This is a genomic window from Neiella marina, from assembly GCF_002165625.1.
Classification (GTDB): Bacteria; Pseudomonadota; Gammaproteobacteria; order Enterobacterales; family Neiellaceae; genus Neiella; species Neiella marina.
On sequence record NZ_NGNS01000007.1, the window covers coordinates 1 to 22,490 of the forward strand.

Below are 22,490 nucleotides of genomic sequence, written 5' to 3' on the forward strand. Positions count from 1 at the left end.
GATACTCCCCAAAAAGTAGTGTGGAGATCAGATCGAAGTTAACGGAAAAAGTTCAAAAAAATCCCCGCCAATTGCTTAGCGGGGATTTGTGTATAAGAGACAGCCTAGTTAAGGTGGCTTTTTACTGTCAACTAGCTGTTTAGTAGCTAATTAAAATCGCATCAACTGGCGCTTGCAAGCTCAATGATAGAGTGTTTGTGGGCATCGGGCCGGCTCAGCACTTCGCTGACGAACACTTTGTCCAACTCTGCTAAGAACGCCCGCTGCGCCTTAGCTAACAGACATTGTAGTTTGCATTGACCAGCAGCCGGGCACTCGGTGCCGGTGCAATCGATAGGGTTCAATCGCTTCTCGAAGTCGCGAATCACTTTGCCAACGGTCACTTCAGCCAAGTTACAGTTCAGTCGGATGCCACCTTGGCGGCCACGTACTGAGGTAATGTAGTTTAACTGTGATAATTGCTGGGTAACTTTAATTACATGGTTGCGCGGCATATTGAATTGCTCGCAAACCTCGTTGACCGAAACCAAGTGGTTGTCCGGTTGTAGTCCCAAATACATCAAAGTGCGTAAGGCATAGTCGGTAAAACTGGTAAGTTGCATAAATACCTTGCGTATATTGGCCAAAAGGCAAGTATGAGGTCAGTTATACCGCTAAACCCTGATCGACAGCAAGGATAGGTTATTATTCGGCTGTTTATTTGTTTCAAATGGTTACAGGATAGTGTGGTAACCGCTTTATACTGATTTTTGCTGGTACAATCGCCAGCACATTTGTAAGATCCCGCCACTTCAGACTCGCTCGGAGCTTTTCTTTGACTTACCAGGTTGTTAACTCGCAACAGCAGATGCTTGATATGATCGAGCAATGCCAGCAATCGTCCGCCCGTTACCTCGACACTGAATTCGTCCGTGAGCGTTCGTTGTTCCCGCAGTTTGGTTTGTTGCAGGTTTCCGATGGTGCAACAACGTGGTTACTTGATCCATTAGCCGTGGAGGATTTATCGCCGTTGTGGGCTTGGTTGCAACAACCAGCGCCTTTGACCATCTTTCATGCCTTTGGCGAGGATCTCGAGTTGCTCTGGCATGAAGGGCAGATCCAATTTGGCAACATCCTTGATACTCAAGTGGCCGCCTCGATGCTGGGGTGGGGTGCCGGTATGGGATTCGCTGCATTAGTTGAACGGGTTTGCCAGGTTGAATTGGATAAGTCGCACTCTAGAACCAATTGGCTGAAACGGCCACTGTCGGATGAGCAATTACAATATGCTGCCGATGATGTGCGCTATTTGATACCAGTGGCTCAAGCATTAATAGCTGAGTTGAAAGACAAAGGTCTATACGACGCCTGTTTAAGTGAATGCGCTCGCTTAGCTTTGCGCAAAGAGCGTGATTTGGCCAAGCGCTATTTGGATGTTAAGAATGGCTGGCAATTGACGCCTCAGCAACTGGCAGTGTTGCGTGAATTAGCTGCTTGGCGTTATCAACGAGCAGAAGCGAAAGATATGGCGTTAAGTTTTGTCATTAAAGATCTGGCATTGGTTGCATTAGCCAAGTATCAGCCTGATTCGATGACTCGCCTAAAGCAGCTCAAAGAGTTGTCGCCGATTGAAGTGCGAATTCATGGCAGCAAGTTGCTAAAACTAATTGCTGACGCCAAGCAAATTGATCAATGCGATTGGCCCGATCGCATTTACCGGGTCGTTGATATCCCGAGCTATAAATCACGCAGCAAATCCTTAATGACGCTGTGTCAGCAACTTGCTGATGACGCTGGCGTGCCTGTTGCTAGTTATGCTTCTAAGCGCCAGATTAACGAAGTGTTGATGTGGCAGTGGCAGGGCTGCGAAGAAAGTAACTTGCCAGTGCTGTTGCAAAGCTGGCGAGCGACCGTCGGTGCCGACGCTATTCGGCAGTGGTTACAAGATAACACAGCCAGTTAACGAGGTATGCCAGCCTAGTCTGGCAACAAACAGCTAACTTTCATTGCCCTACTAATTTGGTATAGTCCAACTCGTTTTGTTCAACACAGTTTATTCAAGGCCATTGTTTTATGCTGACAGCAATCTACAAGAGTCCCAAAAAGCAACAAACTTATCTGTATCTCACCAAGCGTGATGATTTTTCCAAAGTACCAGAAGCTTTGTTGGAGACGTTTGGTAAACCACAGTTTGCCTTGATGGTAAATCTGGCTGCTCAGTCAAAGCTGGCGATTGCTGATATCGACAGAGTAAAGCAACAATTGCTCGACACCGGCTACTACTTGCAACTGCCGCCGCCAGAGCCGAATCTGCTGGAACAACACCGCCAGTCGCTGGGTTTGGAAGACTAAGGGCATAGCCAATGAAGACAATCAAACAACTGATTCGCTGTGTGCTGTTGAGTGCTTGCTCCGTTATCGCCACTGTTGCGGTTGCAGATGACAAACCAAGCTTCGAACAATACCTGCAACAGGTAAAACAACAAGCCTTAGCGCAAGGCGTTTCGCCAGCAACTATTGACCAGGCATTCGCTGACGCTACGTTTATTCAGCGCACAGTCAAGCTCGACCGGAACCAACCAGAAAAGCGCGTCACGCTTGACACTTATTTACCGAAACGCGTGCCACAGTGGAAGATTGATAAAGCCCGTAAGTTGTATAAACAACATTATTCGCTGCTCAAAGAGATTGGCGACCAATATGGCGTACAACCGCGATTTATTGTGGCGTTGTGGGGTAACGAAACCAATTTTGGCACCTACACTGGCAACTTTGACATAGTCTCGGCGCTTGCAACCTTGGCTTATGATGGCCGCCGAGAGGAATTTTTCCGCAAAGAGCTTATCGCTGCGCTAACCATTCTCGATCAAGGCCATATTGAGCTAGCACAGTTTCAAGGTTCATGGGCTGGGGCGATGGGACAAACTCAGTTCATGCCAAGTTCATTTTTAGCTTTCGCGGTTGATCATGATGGTGATGGTCGCAAAGATATTTGGGGTACCCAAGCTGACGTATTTGCTTCGATTGCCAACTATCTGGCCCAATCCGGTTGGAACGATGATTTAACCTGGGGCCGACAAGTCAAACTACCTGCCGACTTTGACCCTGAGTTAGCTGGTTTAAAGATCAAAAAGTCGTTAGCTGAGTGGCAACAGCTTGGTGTGCGCCGTTACGATATGAGCAATCTACCTACTCGCGATATCAAAGCATCATTGGTACTGCCGGACGATGCTCAAGGGCGCGCTTATTTGGCTTATGGCAACTATGATGTGTTAATGAAGTGGAATCGCTCGTACTACTTTGTTACCTCGGTTGGCTATTTGTCTGACCGAATTGCTTACCCATCGGTGTTTGCTAAATAGCATTGGATTCCTGCAGGCTAGCTTAATGACCAAAGATAAAGCGTTTTGGCGCACTACCGCTTTAGAAGACATGTCGGACAGTCAATGGGAATCCTTGTGTGATGGCTGTGCCAAGTGCTGTTTGTCAAAACTGATCGATGATGAAACGGAAGAGCTGTATTACACCAATCTAGCGTGCGATTTACTCGACACTAAAAAATGCCGCTGTACCGATTACGAGCATCGATTCGCTCGGGTAACGGATTGTGTCAAGGTTAGCTTAAAACATCGGGAGAGCTTTGGTTGGCTGCCGCCGACATGCGCCTATCGGCGCCTCTCTGAAGGCAAAGATCTGCCTCAATGGCACCCATTATTGACCGGATCGAAAGCGGCCATGCACAAAGCAGGGCAGTCGGTGCGGGGCAAAGTCATTCATGAATCACTCGGCGGCGACCCAGAAGATCATATCGTCATTTGGCCGCTTGCCGATTGTTCGGATTAACTAACAACGAATAGAACTTAAGGACAATATTAAGGACAATATGATGCTATGGATGGCATTACTGGTTTTTTACGGTGGCTACACCCTGTTTGGCTTCAGTTGGAAAGGGTATCGAATCTACACCGGTCAGGACAAATTCAGCTGGCCCGTGTTGTGCGAAGAGTTGGCCTCGTTGTTGTTTATTGGTTTCGGCTTTATTGCTATGTACGATTTAGCAGTTGGCCAGCAAACGTTTAAACCGCTGGTTTGGCAAATCTGGCTACCCGCGGCCTTAGCTGCAGCTTTTCTACCATTGTTTGTAAATACTCCTAAAACCGAGTTTTCCAAACAGTTGATAGGGCAGAAAGGGCTTGCCATTGGCATGGTTGTGGCGGCATTGCTGTTTTCACCGGTTTATGTTGCCGCTTGGTTGATGGCAGGCTTCTAAGCCTGCCGTATTGATGTTTATGGTCTGCGAACAGTTATCAAACGGCTAGCAACGACAGCCAACCAAATCGCGATGTAAACTGAGAAGCAGACCACCAGCCATTGCGGCATGGTATAGCCAAGAAATTCCCACTGCACCTCATCACACATGCCACGCGGCATAAAGATCTCAGGTAACCAGTAATCAAGTGGTGCCCAACTAGGGAATTCCGGGTCCATGCCACAGCTATCAATAAATGGGTTATCGCTCGGAAACTGCAATTTGACATGAGAGATGGCAATACGAAGGCCTTCGATAGCGCTATACAACCATAGGCCGTAGCCTGCAACTCTGAGGTATATGGATTTCGGATTTAGCATGCCAATGATCCCGGCAAACATAATGCCGAACATAGCGACACGCTCGTGGATACATTTGACGCAAGGCTCGAGCAACATCACGTGTTGAAAATACAAAGCGACCAAATCGAGAACTAACGCCGACACTGCCAGTAACAACCAGGACCAACGTGTCTCTGCGAATTGAGATAATGCGCGCATTTGAACTACTTGTGGATTAAGACTGGCGCTGATTGTAGCGACTCATGAAACATTCGGGTAGCGCTTGCTGCGGTAAATTTGTAACGGATCAATTCATTATCAAGGGTTCAGTAGCGCTCGTCCTAGGACCGAGTTAACTTGCCTTTCACTCGCGGCGACATACAATGCAGCGCCGATTACTAGTAAAAGCCAAACTGTGACAAAAGCATGAGCCAAACAACCACCAATTCACCATCGCCCAGTGAAGTCGGCCAACTTATCTTGGCGCCGATGGAAGGTGTGATGGACCACTTGATGCGCGATTTGTTGACCGCACTGGGTGGCTATGATTTGTGCGTCACTGAATTTATTCGGGTTGTTGATCATGGTTTTCCAGAGCGGGTGTTTTATCGCTTTGCGCCGGAGTTGTATCAAGGTGGTGTCACCAGTAGTGGCACGCCGGTACGCATTCAGCTGCTGGGGCAAGAACCTGATGCCATGGCAGCAAACGCAGTCACCGCCGTTGAACTCGGATCGGCTGGCGTTGATCTGAACTTTGGTTGTCCGGCCAAAGCGGTCAACAAAAGCCGCGGTGGCGCATCGTTGCTGAAACAGCCTGAGCTAATTTATCGAGTGATCAAGGCTGTGCGAACCGCGGTACCACAACCCCATGCGGTCAGTGCCAAGATGCGCTTAGGTTGGGATGATACCTCGCTGTTGGATGAAACCATCGACGCCATCAATCAAGCTGGCGCATCATCCTTGGTTGTTCATGCTCGCACTAAAGTACAAGGCTACAAACCGCCAGCCCAATGGCATGAACTGAAGCAGATTTGTCAGCGCGCGAACATGCCAGTCATCGCCAATGGTGACATTGTTGACCACAACAGTGCTCAGCGCTGCATGGCCGCAAGTGCTTGTCAGCATTTAATGCTTGGCCGCGGTGCGTTGGCGTTGCCCAATCTGGCACAAGTGGTGCGCGGCATTGAAGCACCGATGAGCTGGTCACAAGTTCAAGCGCTACTGGTTCGTTATTCGCACTATGAAGTGGAAGGTGACAAGGGCTTGTATTATCCAAATCGAATTAAACAATGGCTCAGTTACTTGCGACAGCGATACCAACAAGCCGATGAACTGTTCAAACACATCCGCCGCTTAAAGCGTAGCGACGAGATTGTTGCCCAGCTCTGTCGTTAGCTCAGTGAAGTGGCGCTGAGAATGTTTTCAGTCTCGCGCTGTTCCGGTAGTATCAGGCCAAACTCTAAGGTCAACAGACCGTAAAAACCATAACTACTACCGACAGGATACACAGTGACAGAGAAAAAAGGCCTCGATGCCAAAGCTTACCGACCTCTGGAGGAGGGGGAGCAATACCAAAGCTATGTGCCAGCGCAGGAAACTGTGGCTGAATTCACCTTTAAAGCCGTCGGCTTAGGGATTCTGTTTGGCATTATCTTTGGCGCTGCCAATGCATACCTTGGGTTGCGAGCCGGACTCACCATTAGCACGTCGATCCCCGTTGCGGTGATGGCCGTGGCGGTGTTTAAAATTCTTGCCAAAGGCGGCGTCAAAAGCACCATTCTAGAGACTAACATTGCCCAGACCACAGGCTCAGCATCGAGCTCGGTAGCGAGCGGCGTTATATTTACTTTGCCCGCTTTGTTCATGTGGGGAGTCGCACCCGGTTTGCTGCAAATGACAGTGCTTGCCATGTGCGGTGGCTTGCTGGGGATTCTGTTTATGATCCCTCTGCGCAAATACTTGATTGAAAAGGAGCACGGTAAGTTGCCCTACCCAGAAGGGACAGCCTGTGCTGAAGTACTTGTTGCCAATGAGTTGGGTGGCAACAAAGCCAAATATATCTTTTGGGGCATGGGCGTTGCAGCGCTATTTAAGGCCCTCACTTCGTGGCTCAAGGTGATCCCATCACACGCGTCGTTCAATGTGCCATTTATTAAAAAGGCGTCCATTGGCATTGATTTGTCAGCTGCGCTATTTGGTGTGGGTTATATCCTTGGGCCTCGTATTGCTGCCATTATGGTGGGCGGCGGGTTGCTATCTGCGCTCATCATTATTCCTGGTATTGCCTATTGGGGCGACTCCTTGACTGCGCCTTTGTTCCCGGAAACGCAAATGCTGATTAAAGACATGTCAGCATCGCAAATTTGGACCCGCTACGTGCGCTACATTGGTGCCGGCGCGGTTGCCACCGCTGGTATTATTACCCTGATTCGCAGCATTCCGCTGATGCTCGAATCGTTCAAAGCCGGCGCTAGCCATTTAGGCGATGGCTCAGCCGCCAATGCAGAAGTACCTCGTACCCAGCGCGACTTACCGCTCAAATTTGTCGGCGTAGCGATATTGGTGATTGTTGCAGTGCTGACACTGTTCCCTGATGCCTTTGGTCAAATCGGCGAGGTGGGTACCCGCCTAGTCGCAGCATTGTGCGTGACTGTGTTTGCCTTCTTCTTCGTCACTGTGGCTTCGCGTATTGTTGGTTTGGTTGGCGTGACATCCAATCCGACGAGCGGCATGACGATTGCCGCGTTATTAGGTACAGCAACCATTTTCCTCGCCATGGGTTGGACTGATACCGCCGGTAAGGCGGCAACCCTCATTGTTGGTTGCGTGGTAGCCATTGCTGCATCGATTTCTGGTGATACATCACAAGACTTGAAAAGCGGCTACTTGCTTGGCGCTACGCCGAAGAAACAGCAAATGGCCGAACTGTTAGGGGTGTTAACGTCGGCCACTTTTGTTTGTTTGGCAGTGTTGCTGTTAGCGGAAACCTTTGGTTTTGGTTCCAGCGAACTACCGGCGCCGCAGGCAACACTGATGAAGTTGGTAATTGACGGTGTGCTGGACCAAAACCTACCTTGGACATTGGTGTTCATTGGTGCGGGTATCGCTATTGTTTGCGAATTGTTTAAGATCCCATCATTGCCCTTTGCCGTTGGTGTCTATTTGCCGGTAGCAACCATGACCCCAATTTTCATCGGTGGTCTAATTCGTCATTACTTCGAAAAGCGCACCAAGAACAAAGAGCAACTTGAAGAACGTCGCGAACGTGGCGTGTTGTTAGGCTCTGGGTTTGTTGGTGGTGAAGGATTGCTTGGTGTTGGTATTGCTGCAGTTGCGTTTGCTCAAAGCCGCAAACCTGAGGGTATTGGTACCGACTGGCTAGGCGGCGAGGTTACCGCAATGATCGTTGGTGCATGTGCGTTTGCCTGCTTGATTTATTGGTTCTTCAATAACATTCGCAAAGCCTAATTAGCGACGCTGAATTAATGCCAAAGGCAATGAAAGAGACCCGGCCAATTGCGCCGGGTTTTTTATTGTTGAACAGCGGTTAAAGCAGCGATGGAATCCCTTGGGTTGCTAGGGCTTTGTTTTTGTAACCCTTGATCAGGGTAACGTCATCGCCAAACCAATCAGGGACCTGAAAACCTTCTGCTTGCGCAACACTGGAAAATTCAACTTCAACCAATTGAAGCGGTGCCAATGAACCTTCAAATACATCGAGTTCAAATTGCAGCTGTTCGCTGATTTGGCCTTTCCACCGAACTTTTTCAATGCGCTGACCCAATGTGTTGGGCCACAACTGGTCAAATTGTTGCGCGCTGATAGAGATTTCATTCTCGCTTCGCACCAAACCGTCGCCCGATTTAAGGGTGAGGAAATAATTGTCACCTTTTTGCCGCAGTCGCAACTCGACCGAATCATCGGTCTGAGTGATGTACCCCTGACGGATGCGGACTTTGGTCGCTTGCTCAAGATCGGGCAACTGCTGGACCAGAAATTTACGTTCAACTTCTTGTTTCTCGGTCATGATGCATATCTCTCTAAATGCGTTGCTGTAACTCATCCCACATTGCGCAGTAGGCTTTTGCTGCTGGCCGGTTGCGGGCGAAGTCGAGTACTGGTGCGCGGTGAATACCCATTTTTTCTACATCGGTAGAGAAGGGTACGGAGGCTTTCAAAAACGATTTTTTGTATTTTTTACGCATACGTTCCATGGTTTCGGTATGTAGGTTTTTCTGACGTTGCACCATGGAGAAAAACGGGATTAATTTTTTCTTACCCAGTTTATGTCGATCGAAAAACTGCAATAGCTGTTCGTAAGTTCGCTCGGTCAGAGTCGTCGGTATCACCGGGACGACAATATGATCGGCTGATTTGAACACGCTTTCTGATAACGTCGAAATGTTAGGTGGGCAGTCGAGCAATACCACATCATATTCATTTTTAACTGCTTTTAATGCCTTTTTCAGGCGTGAGCGACTGTTCTTCATTCGCGACAGAAAAATATCAAAATCACGATAGGTCATATTGGCAGGCAAAATATCCAATAGCTCAAAATCACTGCCTCGGATTGATTTGGTAAATTTATCGACGTCTTTGAAAAAGGCATCATGCTGAAGTTTTTTTGACGGCTTGACGCGATAATAGAATCCAGAGGCGCCTTGCGGATCGAGGTCGCATAGTAAGGTTCTTTTTCCGGCCAGCGCCAAGGCATGAGCCAGGTTGACCGACGTTGCGGTCTTACCAACACCGCCTTTGTTGCTGTAGCAGGCAATAATCTTCATTGGTTAATCCTTTTCCTTAAACAACTGACGGAATTCTTGGCGGGTCAAGTCACTGTCAAAGGCCGCGAAATTAGCCATCACTTTGGCACGTTCTTGATGTTGGCGTTGGTTTAATACCGAGGTCAAAGCGCCGACACTTTGCGCAATCATTAGATCTTGTTTGCGGCCTTTATTGGCATGATTGGCCAAGTAGGCTTGCAGGCTCTCTTGCTGGACGGAATAGTCGTTAAACAGTCCCAAATTGTCCTGCAATCCCTTGAGCGTTTTAATCAGCGCCTTGATTCGTTTTTGCGGGAACAGTGGCGTGAAAAATTCCATTAGATAACGCAGTTTCTTGCAGTGAATGCGCAGCTCATGGACGTCGTCATCTGGTGTGTTGGCGTCAATGCCTCGAGCAATGTTGCAAACCTTGCGATAACGCTTCCAAACTAATTGTTGGGCGTAAGCCTTAGCAGCTAAATGGGCGAGAGGGCCTTCTTGAGCATCAGGCTGCTCAATAAAGTGACTGGCAAGCGCTTCGAGCGATTGCTGATAGCTAGTGCTGGCAAAGCGTTTGCGTAGCATCAGTAATTGTTGTTGGCGTTCTTGCTCAAATTGGCCAAACATGATGTGAAGGCCTTCATGAAGGCTTTCGGGTATTAGTTGGAAGTAACTTTCTTTTTCAAGTAAATAGACATCCAAATCGCGCAATCGGCCGGTTGGCGCCATGTGTTCCGAGAAGGCTAGCTTGTATTCTTGGGTATGTTGCTCTGAATAGATGCCTTTGAACAAACTAATGACCGAACGGACCTTGCGAAGCGATACGCGGTAGTCATGTAAAAATTCTGAGTCATGATCGGCAACAATACCGGGTTCATTGACCCTCGCAATATCGATGTAAGTCCGAATGATTTGGTTGGCCACCGACAATGCGTCCTGCTCAGCACCAAAGCGCATGGTCGGCTTGCGATCATAACCGCTATCTTCGATACCAACAGCTTGGTAAATCTTAGCGGTGTCGATGGACTGTACCGCTTGAGTAAGCTTTGATTCAGTCAGTGCCCTCAGCAGCTCTAAGTGAGCTTTGTGGTAACCTCTGATCGGCTGTGTCGTAACGTAGGCCAACCAAAGCGGTTGTGGGTTTGATGCCGCGCCAAAGCCATCGATAACGATACGAGCAACGGTCTTGTCATTGTTATCCAACATCTTAATGACACCATGCATATGCAACGCTTTACCAACAGCCAATAAGCTACGCAGTGGAGAAACACAACTCAGTTGTGCTGTCACCGAACCACTATTCAAGTCGGCAACAAACCCGGGTCTGCTATCGACTGGTTGAGTTCGTTTGCCACAGTGTTCTCCAATAAGGTTCAGCTGCTTACCACTGACGTAAAGTAAACCGCGAGCCTGACGAACGGACTGATCAAAGCAATCAAACAGTTCAATCGGTTGTGATTGGTCGTCAATCATAGAGACCAACTGATACTTTTTCAGCTTCTTGCTCAGTGAATTAGTCAAGTCAGCAATTGCGCTGAGTTGCTCAACTTGGAATAACTGTGCGGAAGATTGATTCATCATTTCTTTTTCTTGTCGTCGTTGAGGTAGTTTTCAATCAGTTGCTCAACAATCTTTTGCACCGACGAATCCTCTTCGATGGCTTTTATCTTGAGCGCTTTGAGGGTTTTGCTGTCGAGCCTTAACGAGGTATTTTTTTTACCGTCTTTACTTTGCTTATCTTTCGCCATAAAAGTGACTTAATGAAATAATGACGTCATTACATCATGATGGATGGAGTGAATAAATTGATCAATATGTGAACAGTCGTTCTGTGAAACGGATCGGTTGTCGAACGATTAATTGAAGTTCGCTATCTCGGCTGTTTCTGCAGGCAAGGTAAGGCCAAAACGCTCGAGAGCAAGTTGATTGAAGTAGTACAAATCGGATTCGGTGATAATCAGTGGTTCGGTCGTTTTTTGCGCCAAGATGTCGAGCGCTGCTTGGCCAGCCATTTCGCCATGTTCGATACCACTGATAGTGATTGCGCCAACTGCACGCATTGGTGCTACTGCATAGCGAGCAGTACTAAATATCGGCAAGGTGCTGTTACGGCCGCTCCAATCTAATACCTCATCTTCTGGTACCACATTGCCACTGGCAACATCTCTTAGGGTGTACCAATTCTCCATGACAATTGCATCGTATTGCTTCGCAGCATTACGAATGGTGTATTGCCATTCTTGGTAGCTAGCGATGGGTTTGACTTCTGCTTGCAACGCTCCGAGACGCAATGTGGTGTTACCTCTTAGGGCGTTACCAATGTAGGCAGCGGTGGTCGTGCTGTCATCAAACATAACCAAAATACGCTGGTGTTTGAGCGGCACCATTTGGTGGATCAACCGAATCAGTGGGGTAAACAATCGTCGTTCTAACACCCCAACAACACCGGTGGGCAGCTGCACGTTATCAAAATACATGCGCGGGTTATCATTGACGCCATAAAGCACCAAAGGTGTGTTGGTCGCGACAACACGACGCGCGAGTAAACCAACGGCATTGTCATCGCCGAGCAGCACAATATCCGGCTTTTGGCTTACAAATGTCTGCCAGGCTTTGTCTGCCGCCGCCTGATGTTGCTCTTTGGGTAGTTGCTTGGTGTCGAGGTAAATAATTTCAACGCGGTGATTGTTGCCAAGCTTGGTCTTGATGCCAGTAATACACTCATTGCTCCATTCATTGTTGGCATCGTAACTGGCAATGACCAGCACATTTGCCGCCAACGTGGGGCTGGAGAGCACAACTAGTAATGTGGCGATGAACCAACGAATTTGATGCACAGTATTGCCTTTGTTAGTCCTTTTTAGGTCAATACGATTTAGATTAGTTGCTGGTTCAAGAATGCGACAAGGCATTGGCTTGAGGGCATTGTAAAAATGCCAAACCTGTTTGGTTTGGCATTATCTCAACTGCAGATATGAAGCTACTCGGTTGCTAAACACTCTGCGCCGAGTAACTCAACAGTAAAGGTCAACGCCATATTGGGGCCGATCACGCGCCCGCTACCTTTGGTGCCATAGGCAAGGTTTGGCGGAATATAAAATTCCCACTTTTCTCCCAATTTCATCATCGGCACGCCGATTTGCCAACCTTTGATCACGCCACCTAAAGAGAAGGTCGATGGCTCATCGCGAAGATAGCTGCTATCGAATACTTGATTATCAACCGATAAGCGGCCTTCATAGTGCACGGTCACTGGTTGTTGACTATCAATAGCACAACCGCCTGTTGATTCAATCACTTTGTATTGAAGGCCTTCAGGCGTTATCGCAACATCTGGCTGTTGTTGATTGTGCGACAACCATCGCTCAGACACTTTCAAGTTGCCTTGAATTTCTTCTTCAGATACGGGTTTGCTGCAGGCAGTAAGGGTGAGGGCTGCTGCTACTGGGACTATTTTAGCGATGACGTTTTTCATGATTTCTGATGGAGTGGTTTTGCTGTGTTTTGATGCCAGCAGGGTAGCTTATGTCGCATCACGGTGTCATTGGTTATCTTGGTATCCAGTTTGGCATTTTTAGCTCGAATTGGCTTTATCGACGTGCCGGTGCTGACCGGCGGCAGCTTAAGACCCTTTGCCGCCAAAAGGGCCTTAAGAACCCCAAACCATCCCGACGTTCTCGGCCTTCGGCCCTTCCTGTAAGGAATAAGTGCGTTGCTCGCGCTCGAAAGCGCCAGAGGTTGGAGGATTGGATGCCAATTTGGAGCACACTTTCTTTTGCTTAGCTTTTCTTTGTGTACGCAAAGAAAAGTAAGTCTCCGTCAGGGCGAAAAACTAAGTAATGATAGGCATAATGAAATTAATGTAGAAACAGTAGGTTATTATGCCTCATTATTTTTAACTTTATGCTTAGCAAGAGAAAGGATTCATGGCTGTCTACAACACCTCTTCAGACTCAGCAAATACTGCAGTAAGAGCATTTTTAACCAAAGTCGGTGAATACTATCTTGGTCATTCGTTCAACACAGGAAGCGGCAAAGGAAAAGCGATTTGGCTGAAGATTAGAGATGACGACTTTAATTCTTGCTGTGCATATTGCGGAGACAAATCTGAAAAACTGCAGATTGAACATGTGTTTATGTTTAATAGGGCTGAATACGGTTTACACCACCCTGGAAACATCGTTCCTTGCTGCAAAGCTTGCAACAAACGAGAAAGATTGCCGGATAAATCTTATGCCGATTGGCAACAGCACCTTCGGATAGTGTGTGAAGCAAGGGGAGAACAGGACAGGTTTGAAGAAAGGAAACAAAAAATACTGTGGAACTTTAAGCAGTATGACTATCCATCACTAAACCCCAACGAAAAGCACGCCATTAGGGTAATCGCGAATAGTTTATATGAAAACATCAAAACCGAATCTGACAAATCATTGATGCTATATAAACAATTAGACGAAGCCTTTGTGAAGTAGTAAGTCGCCAAAATCACACATAAAAAAGCCGCTCATCGAGCGGCTTTCCAATTCAGTTAACTGACAGTTAACTGTCATTAAGGCAAGTAGCTTTCACCCATCAAAAAGGCATCCACTTCACGTGCGGCGCGGCGGCCTTCATCGATGGCCCAAACAATCAGGCTTTGACCACGGCGGGCATCACCACAAGCGAATACACCTTCAACATTGGTGTTGAACTTGTCGTAGTCGGCTTTGGCATTGCTGCGGCCGTCTTGTTCAATGCTCAGTTGTTCTAGGATCTCTGCTTCAGGGCCAGTAAAGCCCATTGCCAGGAAGACTAAGTCAGCTTCCAGAACTTTTTCCGAGCCTGCCACTTCGTTTGGTACGAATTGGCCTGCATCGTTGGTGCCCCAAGTGATATCAACAGTGTGCACAGCTTTGACGTTGCCGTTTTCATCACCTTCAATCTTCTTGGTCATTACTTGGTAATGACGTGGGTCATCGCCTTGGATGGCAATGGCTTCTGATTGACCATAATCAACCAACAATGTCTTAGGCCACTCTGGCCAAGGGTTGCTGGCGGCGCGCTCATCAACAGGCTTCGGCATGATTTCAAGTTGAACGACATGCTTACACTTGTGGCGCAATGAGGTGCCAACACAGTCTGTACCGGTATCACCACCACCGATGATCACTACATTCTTGCCTTCGGCATTAATGAAGTCACCGTCTTTGTGCTGTGAATCCAGTAACGACTTGGTGTTTTTGCCGAGGAATTCCATGGCGAAGTGAACGCCGTTCAACTCGCGGCCTTCAACTGGCAAGTCACGTGGTTTAGTGGCGCCAGTAGCGAGAACAACTGCATCAAACTCGTCCTGCAACTGCTTGGCTGGAATGTCTTTGCCAATCTCAGTGTTGGTAACGAAGGTAATGCCTTCTTTTTTTAGAATATCGATGCGACGATCAATGATGTGCTTTTCCAACTTCATGTTTGGAATGCCGTACATCAACAAGCCACCAATGCGGTCTGCACGCTCATAGACAGTGACCAAGTGACCGGCTTTGTTGAGCTGAGCGGCAGCCGCCAAACCGGCAGGGCCAGAGCCGACAATCGCAATTTTCTTACCGGTGCGCGCTGCAGGAGGCTCGGCAACCACCCAGCCTTCTTCAAATGCACGCTCGATGATGGCGTATTCGTGATGCTTGATGGTTACCGGTGGCGCATTAATACCTAATACACAAGAGCCTTCACATGGAGCAGGGCAGACACGGCCGGTAAACTCTGGGAAGTTGTTGGTTTTGTGCAGGCGCTGGATCGCTTCTTTCCAACGGCCATGGTAAATCAAGTCGTTCCACTCGGGGATCAAGTTGTTCACCGGACAGCCAGCGACCTTAGGGGCAAAGCGGCTGTTACCGCTTTGACAGAAAGGCACACCACAGTCCATACAACGTGAGGCTTGCTGCTTGATGTCATCTTCGAGCATGTGCTCGTGAACTTCACACCAGTCAATCAAACGCTCAGCTGGATCGCGATCTGCAGGCAGAGCGCGGTCTACTTTCAAAAATCCAGTTGGATTACCCATTATTCGCTCCTCCTTACTTCGCTAAGTTAGCCATGTGCATATCAAATGCAGCAGCGGCGATGTCATTGTCAGTTTCATACTTGCCAGTTGCGCGAGCTTGTTTCATGTACTCTTGCATCTGCTTGTAATCGACCGGCATGACTTTAACGAATTTAGCGATAGCAGCATCCCAATCAGCCAATAGCTCGGCTGCGACTGCTGAACCAGTGTGCTGCTGGTGTTTTTCAATCAGCGCTTTGAGGCTAGCGATGTCATCAGCATCTTCGAGCTTTTCAAGTTGCACCATTTCCATGTTGCACTTGCTAGCGAAATCGCCGTTCACATCTAGAACATACGCTTCACCGCCACTCATACCCGCTGCGAAGTTACGGCCTGTTTCACCCAAGATAATGGCTTTACCGCCAGTCATGTATTCACAACCGTGGTCACCAACACCTTCAACAACAGCGGTTACGCCAGAGTTACGAACACAGAAACGCTCACCGGCGATACCGTTAATGAATGCTTCACCTGAGGTGCCGCCGAAGAAGGCAACGTTACCAATCAGGATGTTTTTGCGTGGCTCGAACGGAGAGACTTTTGGCGGGTATACCACCAACTCCGCGCCCGATAAGCCCTTACCGAAGTAGTCATTGGCATCGCCCTCAAGTTCAAAACGCACGCCGGCAGCGGCAAACGTACCAAAACTCTGACCGGCAGAGCCGTTGAATTTGACGCTAATGGTGTCGTATGGCAGACCTTCGGCGCCGTATTTCTTGCTGACTTCGTTAGAAATCATGGTACCCACAGAGCGGTCGGTGTTGATGATTGGCATTTCAATCTCAACACGTTCGCCATTCTCAAGTGCGGCTTGTGCTTGTTCGATGAGCTTGCGATCAACGATATCGTGGATCAGGTGTTTCTGCTCAGTGCTGTTGTATAGCGTTTCGCCTTCAGCGGCATCTTCTTTGTGCAGCAGAGGTTTTAGATCAACGTGCTTGAATTTCCAGTGATCAACATCTTGGCGGATATCCAGACACTGAGTCTGACCAACCATTTCGTCGATACTCTTGAAGCCAAGCTCGGCCATGATTTCACGCAGGCCTTGAACCATCATGGTGAAGAAGTTCACCACGTGTTCAACCTTACCGGCATAGCGCTCACGCAGCTCTTTATTCTGTGTGGCAATACCTACTGGGCAAGTGTTCAAGTGACACTTACGCATCATGGTACAACCTTCAACAATCAAGGCTGCGGTGGCAATACCCCATTCCTCGGCACCCAGGAGGGTAGCGACAGCAAGGTCACGTGGGGTCTTCATCTGACCATCGGCCTGAACTGTAATACGGCTACGCAGACGGTTCTTCACCAGTGTCTGATGAGTTTCTGCCAGACCCAGCTCCCATGGCAGACCTGCGTGCTTGATTGAGCTCAATGGCGATGCACCTGTACCACCGTCATAACCGGCAATCAGGACGACATCGGCATAACCTTTACAGACACCGGCTGCAATGGTGCCAACGCCAGCTTCAGATACCAACTTAACGTTGATACGAGCATCTCGGTTAGCGTTTTTCAAATCGTAGATCAGCTGAGCCAAATCTTCGATTGAGTAGATATCGTGGTGTGGCGGTGGTGAAATCAAACCAACGCCCGGAGTCGAACCACGGGTACGGCCAATCCAAGCATCAACCTTGTGACCTGGCAGCTGACCACCTTCACCAGGCTTGGCGCCCTGAGCCATCTTAATTTGGATTTCGTCAGCATTAGCCAAGTAGTGCGAGGTCACACCGAAGCGACCAGATGCAACCTGCTTAATGCGCGACTTCATGCTGTCGCCATTGTCCATTGGCTTAAAGCGAATTGGGTCTTCACCACCTTCACCTGAGTTGGACTTAGCGCCGATGCGGTTCATGGCGATTGCTAGGGTGGTGTGAGCTTCCCAAGAAATCGAACCAAATGACATGGCACCGGTAGCGAAACGCTTAAAAATGTTCTCTGCTGGCTCAACTTCGCTGATGTCGATTGCCGGACGATCCGACTTAATGTTCAGCAAGCCACGTAGCGTGAACGCTTCTGATGACTGATCATCAACTTCTTTGGCGTACTCTTTGAACTGCTCGTAGTTGTTATCAGCAGTTGAGTGTTGCAACAAGCGAATGGTCGTTGGGTTGAACAGGTGACGCTCACCATCGTGACGCCAAGCGTATTCACCGCCAGTTGCCAGTACATCGTCAATGGCGATGCGGTTTTTCGCTGGGTAGCCCTCGCGATGTGTTTTCAGTGCTTCAGCAGCAATTTCATCCAAGCCAATGCCTTCAATACGGCTGACAGTGCCGGTGAAGTATTGCTTGATGACCTTAGAGTTGACACCCAAGGCTTCGAAAATTTGTGCACCTTGGTATGATTGCAAGGTAGAAATACCCATCTTCGAGAAGATTTTCAGCAAGCCAGAACCAACCGCTTTGATGTACTTGGCAAGAACTTGAGAATCACTCAGTTCTGGATCAATCACACCTTCGCTGCGCATTTCATTCAAGGTTTCGATGGCTAAGTACGGGTTAACCGCAGAAGCACCGTAGCCAATCAAAGTGGCGAAGTGGTGCGTTTCACGTACGTCTGCAGCTTCAACAACAATATCCGCTTTAGCGCGCAGGCCATTCTTAATCAGGTAGTGGTGAACGGCAGCCGTAGCCAGCAGCGATGGGATCGCAGCGTGGTCTGTGTTGGCATTGCGGTCACTCAAAATCAAAATGCTGTAACCATCGTTGACTGCATCTTTGGCATAACGGCAAAGCTTATCGAGTGCTTTTTCCATTTCGCCCGCTTCACCAGAAGCGTTGAACAGCGCATCGAGAGTTTTCGCTTGCATGTGGTTGTGGTCAACATGCTTGAGCTTCATCAGCTGTTCGTTCGACAGAACAGGCTGTTTGATTTCAATCTTGTGGCAGTGCTCAGGTGTTTCAGACAGCAGGTTTTTGTTGGCACCTACGTAAGTGCGCAGTGACATTACCATCTCTTCACGAATCGGATCGATAGGTGGGTTGGTGACCTGTGCGAACAACTGCTTGAAGTAGTTTGATAGATGCTGTGGGCGATCAGACAGAACAGCCAATGGGTTATCGGCACCCATTGCACCCAAAGGTTCTTTGGCGGTGCTTACCATTTGCGCCAAGATCACGTTCAGATCTTCGTGGGTATAGCCCGCAGCTTTTTGGCGCATGCGCAGAGGCAACAGCGCAGGCTGCTGCTCAACAGTGCTTGGCGTTGGCAAATCGTCGAGAACAACTTTGTTGTCTTTGAGCCATTCGCCATAAGGCTGGCGAGAACAAATGTCGGCCTTTACTTCATCATCAGCAATGATGCGACCTTCTTTTAAGTCGGCAATGAAGATTTTACCTGGCTGGAGACGACCTTTTTTCACGACAGAGGCTGGGTCAACACATAAGGTGCCAGTTTCAGAACCCATCACGACCATGTCGTCTTTAGTGACTAAGTAACGCGATGGACGCAGGCCGTTACGGTCAAGAGTGGCGCCGATGACTTCACCGTCAGTGAAAGAAACCGAAGCAGGACCATCCCATGGCTCCATAATGCAGGCGTAGTACTCATAGAATGCGCGCTTAACTGCATCCATGTTTTCCTGAGTTTGCCAAGCTTCTGGTACCAGCATCATCATTACTTGTGCTAGCGGGCGGCCACTCATGACCAGCAGCTCAACTGTCATGTCGAGGTTAGCTGAGTCTGAGTTGTCTCGGTTACACACTGGATACAGCATCGCCAATTCTTCTTTTGAGAAGGCGACTGATTCAAACAACGCTTCGCGCGCTGCCATCCAGTTGACGTTACCTTTTACCGTGTTGATCTCACCGTTGTGTGACATAAAGCGGAACGGCTGAGCACGGCGCCAAGCAGGGAAGGTGTTGGTGGAGAAACGCGAATGGAACATTGCTAGGGCAGATGTTACTTCGTCGTTTTGCAAATCTAAGTAGTATTCGCGAACTTGCGCTGTGGTGAACTGACCTTTGTAGACAACAGTCTTGTTCGACAGCGACGCGATGTAGAACTCGTCTTTTTCACGAGCAATCGTCGAGTTAATCAAGTGAGCTGTGTATTTACGCAGAACAAACAGTTTACGTTGGAATTCTTTTTGGTTGAGCTCATTTGGCTTAATTAGGATAGCCTGCTCGATGCGAGGCTCTGTTTCTTTAGAAGCCTGACCCAAGCCAGAGTTGTCGCCTGGTACATGACGGTAACCGGCAACTTCAAGACCCAGTTTTTTGGCGCTGTCTTCAAACACGCTGCGGCATTGAGCGGCCATTTTTTGGTCTTGCGGGAAGAACATCATACCCACACCGTAGTCACCGAATGCTGGCAAGGTAATGCCTTGTTTGGCTACTTCTTTGACTAGGAAGTCGTGTGGAATTTGAATCAGAATACCGGCACCGTCACCAGAAGCAACGTCATAGCCAGTACCACCGCGGTGCTCCATGCAGGTCAGCATGGTCAACGCGTTTTCGATAATGTCGTGGGACTTTTGGCCCTTTAAGTTGGCAACAAAGCCGATGCCACAAGCATCGTGTTCAAAATCCGGGCGATAAAGGCCGTCAGATGAAACGTTATGTTGGGTCATATTGGTTCCCGTCTGTTATTTGCTCCAGCGCAATAGTGGAGCAGTTACTTTCCAAAATTCATCATGCTGGGCGCGCGCAAACGCTCTTGAGGTAGGCTCGGCCAGCAACATCAATGAATATTTATAAAATCCAATCTCAAATCACGGCTTATTTGTTTATTTCTAGCTGCCGTGTTCAATTCAGCCGCATATTATGCACATTTTTTACTTTAATGCTCGTGTTTAACGAACTAGATGTGAATATTTATGCGTTTTTTAGTGAGTAGCGTACAAGACCAGATTTTCACTGGGACGACAAGTAAAAAAACACCCTTAGTTGAGCTAGATCTAAGGTGCGGGCGAGATCACATTCGTTCAATCGCGCCAGATGTCGATTTACCTTGATGACACTGTGTTAACGTTTCAATGCATAAGATTGCAATTTAACCAGCTAAGCATTGATTTTGTGACGATTGCTGAAGTGGCTCGTTTAACGAGGTTTAGGTTGACGAAAAAGGCCGCCAAGTGGCGACCTTAGTAATTCAAACATGGGTTTTATTGCTATTTTGCTAGTTCGACCCAAACTTCACGCGGCTTTTTCGAGTCATCAATGTAGAAGTTGTAAGCACCGGTCTTCTCAACTTTGATAACGAAGTTTGAGTATGACGAATTGCAGTTTACTTGAACGGGCTTACCTAGCACGATCGTTTCGTCTTCACTCTTGTTGTAGCCGCAGTTTGAACCTGAAGACCAAAGATCATCGGCAAACTTAAAGCCGAGCGTGTCGCCTGCTGAAAGAGACACAGTTGCCATGTAGACGCTGTCTTTGTCCGTAGGCTGTACTTTATGCTTTGGATCGGCATTCCAGCCATTAAAATCACCGCGAACAAAGAAGTAGTCGCTGAGCGGTTTCGCTGCGCCACTGCCGCCGTCGCCAGTAGAAGAGCAACCAGAAATGAGTGCTGATGCAGCCAGAGCGGCCACCAGAATTTTTTTGTACATAGCCTTTTCCTTGTGGAATTGTTTGTTGTTTCAGACCGATACTTAGCCGTGTATCGGTACCTAGCCATGTGTTTTATAACAAAGGATTAGTTGCAGAAGGTTGACGGCCTGCGCATATTTGCAAGCCGATTGACCGTTGAATGCAATTAAACCGGTCCCACAGCCTGACAGATCGCCTTGGTCAGTGAATTGAGTTGTTGTTCATTGATAATGAACGGCGGCATGACATAAGCCAGTTTACCGAACGGTCGGATCCAGGCGCCATTTGCGATCACTCGCGACTGCAATGCGGCAACATCGATCGCTTGCTTCATTTCGATTACACCAATTGCGCCGAGCACCCTGACGTCGGCCACTTGGTCTGACTTGGCACACGGTGCTAAACCCCTTTTAAGCCCTTGCTCAATGTGCTTAACGCGCTGTTGCCAGGGGGATGCTAACAGTAGATCAATACTGGCGTTGGCAATGGCACAGGCCAGCGGATTCCCCATAAATGTCGGCCCGTGCATAAACACACCTGCGGCCGATTGGCACACTGTTTCGGCGACATCATCGGTGCAAAGTGTTGCCGCCAGTGACAAGGTGCCGCCGGTCAATGCTTTACCAAGGCACATAATATCTGGGCAAATCATGGCATGCTCGACGGCGAATAATTTACCGGTGCGACCGAAGCCAGTGGCAATTTCATCAGCAATCAGCAACACCTCGTGTTCATCACACAATTGGCGAATGAAGGTCAGATACTCAGGATTGTAAAAGCGCATGCCGCCAGCGCCTTGTACCACCGGCTCGATAATAAATGCCGCCAGGCTATCGGAATGCAGTTCAAAGGCCTGCGCCACTTCATGTTGCCAGCTGTTATCGAGCGGCATATCAAATCCTGCAGGCGGTGCCGGTAAGAACATTGCCTGCGGCAGTACGTCACGAAACAGGCTGTGCATGCCGTTGACTGGATCGCAGACTGACATGGCGCCAAAAGTGTCGCCATGGTAGCCATTGCGAACGGTGATAAACCGAGATTTTTGCGGTTTACGATTGCCGTGCCAATACTGTAACGCCATCTTCATCGCCACTTCGACACTGACAGAACCAGAGTCAGACAGAAAAACTCGCTGTAGCGGTTGCGACGTTAGCTCAATCAATTTACGACACAACTCAGTTGCGGGCTGGTGCGTGAGGCCACCGAACATGACATGGCTCATAGACTCGATTTGATTGCGAATTGCTTGGTTAATTTCTTTAACCTGATAACCGTGAATGGCGCTCCACCAGCTGGCCATGCCATCGATAAGACGCTTGCCGTTTGTCAATTCAATTTCGCAGCCCGCGGCGGATTTAACGGCATAGTTATCATTTATTGGATTTGCTGACGAATAGGGGTGCCAGACATGGTTTCGATCAAAGTTAGTATCGACCAACTTGTTATCTTGGTGTAATGATTTGCTCATAAATAAACCAGTAGTCAACATAATCAAATATGTTGTCGTTGACTGCGATAGGGTTGGCGCTAGACTAGCGGCCAGATAAG

20 protein-coding genes are annotated in these 22,490 nt (G+C 48.5%); 8 read left to right on the forward strand and 12 right to left on the reverse strand.

Translation table 11 applies throughout. The annotated features are described in order from the left end of the window. Positions 1 to 161: 161 nt before the first annotated feature. Positions 162 to 602 (reverse strand): Rrf2 family transcriptional regulator, encoded by a 441-nt coding sequence (locus CBE68_RS07810; RefSeq protein WP_087505524.1) that lies wholly within the window; start codon positions 600 to 602, stop codon positions 162 to 164. Between the two features lie 212 nt (positions 603 to 814). Here CBE68_RS07810 and rnd point away from each other — a divergent pair, with 212 nt between their 5' ends. From rnd to CBE68_RS07835, 5 genes are all read left to right on the forward strand, one after another. Continuing rightward, a complete protein-coding gene (rnd, locus tag CBE68_RS07815; RefSeq protein ID WP_143824509.1) occupies positions 815 to 1,942 on the forward strand; it encodes a ribonuclease D in 1,128 nt (375 codons plus the stop codon). A 110-nt stretch (positions 1,943 to 2,052) separates the two neighbouring features. Continuing rightward, positions 2,053 to 2,331: a YcgL domain-containing protein gene (locus CBE68_RS07820; protein WP_087505526.1), complete on the forward strand. Its 279-nt coding sequence runs from the start codon at positions 2,053 to 2,055 to the stop codon at positions 2,329 to 2,331. Positions 2,332 to 2,342: 11 nt separating this feature from the next. Beyond that, on the forward strand, positions 2,343 to 3,341 hold the full coding sequence (locus CBE68_RS07825; protein ID WP_087505527.1) for a lytic murein transglycosylase: 999 nt from the start codon (positions 2,343 to 2,345) through the stop codon (positions 3,339 to 3,341). 25 nt (positions 3,342 to 3,366) lie between these two features. Further along, entirely contained in the window at positions 3,367 to 3,822 is a 456-nt protein-coding gene (locus CBE68_RS07830) for a YcgN family cysteine cluster protein (RefSeq protein WP_087505528.1), read from the forward strand. Between the two features lie 52 nt (positions 3,823 to 3,874). Then, the gene (locus tag CBE68_RS07835) at positions 3,875 to 4,249 is read left to right on the forward strand and encodes a hypothetical protein (protein ID WP_143824510.1); all 375 of its coding nucleotides are present in this window, start codon (positions 3,875 to 3,877) and stop codon (positions 4,247 to 4,249) included. Positions 4,250 to 4,266: 17 nt separating this feature from the next. Here the strand turns inward: CBE68_RS07835 and dsbB are convergent, their stop codons facing one another. Continuing rightward, a complete protein-coding gene (gene dsbB, locus CBE68_RS07840) occupies positions 4,267 to 4,788 on the reverse strand; it encodes a disulfide bond formation protein DsbB (RefSeq protein WP_087505530.1) in 522 nt (173 codons plus the stop codon). Between the two features lie 207 nt (positions 4,789 to 4,995). Here dsbB and dusC point away from each other — a divergent pair, with 207 nt between their 5' ends. Both dusC and CBE68_RS07850 read left to right on the forward strand, forming a co-directional pair. After that, on the forward strand, positions 4,996 to 5,964 hold the full coding sequence (gene dusC / locus CBE68_RS07845; protein WP_087505531.1) for a tRNA dihydrouridine(16) synthase DusC: 969 nt from the start codon (positions 4,996 to 4,998) through the stop codon (positions 5,962 to 5,964). Between the two features lie 114 nt (positions 5,965 to 6,078). After that, positions 6,079 to 8,037, forward strand: coding sequence for an OPT family oligopeptide transporter (locus CBE68_RS07850; protein ID WP_087505532.1), 1,959 nt, complete (start codon positions 6,079 to 6,081; stop codon positions 8,035 to 8,037). 79 nt (positions 8,038 to 8,116) lie between these two features. Here CBE68_RS07850 and CBE68_RS07855 read toward each other — a convergent pair whose 3' ends face one another. From CBE68_RS07855 to CBE68_RS07880, 6 genes are all read right to left on the reverse strand, one after another. Continuing rightward, positions 8,117 to 8,596 carry a CYTH domain-containing protein gene (locus CBE68_RS07855; RefSeq protein ID WP_087505533.1) on the reverse strand — a complete coding sequence of 160 codons (480 nt, stop codon included), beginning with the start codon at positions 8,594 to 8,596 and terminating at the stop codon, positions 8,117 to 8,119. A gap of 13 nt (positions 8,597 to 8,609) precedes the next feature. Beyond that, positions 8,610 to 9,353 (reverse strand): ParA family protein, encoded by a 744-nt coding sequence (locus CBE68_RS07860; protein ID WP_087505534.1) that lies wholly within the window; start codon positions 9,351 to 9,353, stop codon positions 8,610 to 8,612. A 3-nt stretch (positions 9,354 to 9,356) separates the two neighbouring features. Next, positions 9,357 to 10,913, reverse strand: coding sequence for a CHAD domain-containing protein (locus CBE68_RS07865; RefSeq protein WP_087505535.1), 1,557 nt, complete (start codon positions 10,911 to 10,913; stop codon positions 9,357 to 9,359). Further along, positions 10,910 to 11,080 (reverse strand): ribbon-helix-helix protein, CopG family, encoded by a 171-nt coding sequence (locus tag CBE68_RS07870; protein ID WP_087505536.1) that lies wholly within the window; start codon positions 11,078 to 11,080, stop codon positions 10,910 to 10,912. The genes CBE68_RS07865 and CBE68_RS07870 overlap by 4 nt, the downstream gene beginning before the upstream one ends. A 108-nt stretch (positions 11,081 to 11,188) precedes the next feature. Next, positions 11,189 to 12,169: an ABC transporter substrate-binding protein gene (locus tag CBE68_RS07875; protein ID WP_143824511.1), complete on the reverse strand. Its 981-nt coding sequence runs from the start codon at positions 12,167 to 12,169 to the stop codon at positions 11,189 to 11,191. 143 nt (positions 12,170 to 12,312) lie between these two features. Further along, positions 12,313 to 12,807, reverse strand: a complete 495-nt coding sequence (locus CBE68_RS07880; RefSeq protein ID WP_087505538.1) for an FKBP-type peptidyl-prolyl cis-trans isomerase — start codon at positions 12,805 to 12,807, stop codon at positions 12,313 to 12,315. Between the two features lie 451 nt (positions 12,808 to 13,258). Here CBE68_RS07880 and CBE68_RS07885 point away from each other — a divergent pair, with 451 nt between their 5' ends. Beyond that, complete coding sequence (locus tag CBE68_RS07885) at positions 13,259 to 13,804, forward strand: HNH endonuclease (RefSeq protein ID WP_087505539.1); 546 nt, start codon at positions 13,259 to 13,261, stop codon at positions 13,802 to 13,804. Between the two features lie 77 nt (positions 13,805 to 13,881). Here CBE68_RS07885 and CBE68_RS07890 read toward each other — a convergent pair whose 3' ends face one another. The 4 genes from CBE68_RS07890 to bioA form a co-directional block, all read right to left on the reverse strand. After that, entirely contained in the window at positions 13,882 to 15,369 is a 1,488-nt protein-coding gene (locus CBE68_RS07890) for a glutamate synthase subunit beta (RefSeq protein ID WP_087505540.1), read from the reverse strand. A 13-nt stretch (positions 15,370 to 15,382) separates the two neighbouring features. After that, positions 15,383 to 19,981 carry a glutamate synthase large subunit gene (gene gltB / locus CBE68_RS07895; RefSeq protein ID WP_087505541.1) on the reverse strand — a complete coding sequence of 1,533 codons (4,599 nt, stop codon included), beginning with the start codon at positions 19,979 to 19,981 and terminating at the stop codon, positions 15,383 to 15,385. Positions 19,982 to 20,521: 540 nt separating this feature from the next. Then, positions 20,522 to 20,962: a SusF/SusE family outer membrane protein gene (locus CBE68_RS07900; protein WP_087505542.1), complete on the reverse strand. Its 441-nt coding sequence runs from the start codon at positions 20,960 to 20,962 to the stop codon at positions 20,522 to 20,524. 146 nt (positions 20,963 to 21,108) lie between these two features. Beyond that, the gene (bioA, locus tag CBE68_RS07905; RefSeq protein WP_087505653.1) at positions 21,109 to 22,410 is read right to left on the reverse strand and encodes an adenosylmethionine--8-amino-7-oxononanoate transaminase; all 1,302 of its coding nucleotides are present in this window, start codon (positions 22,408 to 22,410) and stop codon (positions 21,109 to 21,111) included. Positions 22,411 to 22,490 lie beyond the last annotated feature (80 nt).